We start from the raw sequence: 578 nt of genomic DNA, 5'->3' as shown, positions 1-578 counted from the left end.
CCGCTCTGGTCTTCGCGGCTCAGCGGGCCTGCCGGGTAGCGGCCGTACGGCCCGTGCGGGCCGCTGCCGGGCTGAAGGCTTTGTGCACGGCCCCGCACGACTTCGGATGCCACGGCGGCAGCCAGTTCCGCATCTTCGGCCGCCAGTGCCTTCGCATAGAAGGCGGCGCTGCGCGGCTCGCCATGCAGCCCGGCCGTGAAGGCGGCCAGGGCCAGCCGCTCGCGCAGCGAGACCGTGCCGGGCACGGGCTCGGCGGGCGTGAACAGGGCGGCAAAACTCTGCTGGGCCTGCGTGCGCGCCTCGGTGCGGTGGCGGCGCACGCGGTCCAGGGCGCTGCCGGGGGTGATGCCGGCGAGGTGGTCGATGACGTCGTCCGGAAAACGGGGCTGTACGGTGGTGTTCATGGTCATGCGGCTTGCAGCAGTCCGGCCCGGGCTGCGGGGAGGGAAGAGGGTGCCTGCAGATCTGCACGGCGCCAGCCCAGGGCTGGTGCCACATGGGCGGCCGTCAGCTCGATGGAGCGCAGGATGGCGTCGTGCGGCGGGTCGATGGAATGCACCTGGAAGACGATGTCGCTC

The 578-nt window shown here is 72.3% G+C and carries 2 pseudogenes; both read right to left on the bottom strand.

Going from position 1 to position 578, the window contains the following annotated elements:
- Nucleotides 1–410, bottom strand: a pseudogene (locus L995_RS18205) (CMD domain protein); the annotation flags it as partial.
- Nucleotides 407–578: pseudogene (locus L995_RS33245) on the bottom strand (putative FMN-dependent luciferase-like monooxygenase); the annotation flags it as partial. The pseudogenes L995_RS33245 and L995_RS18205, both read right to left, overlap by 4 nt.

Source organism: Delftia sp. ZNC0008 (assembly GCF_000799035.1).
Classification (GTDB): Bacteria; Pseudomonadota; Gammaproteobacteria; order Burkholderiales; family Burkholderiaceae_C; genus Comamonas; species Comamonas tsuruhatensis.
The sequence above is the reverse complement of the archived record's forward strand: the minus strand, read 5'-3'. Positions and strand labels throughout refer to the sequence as shown.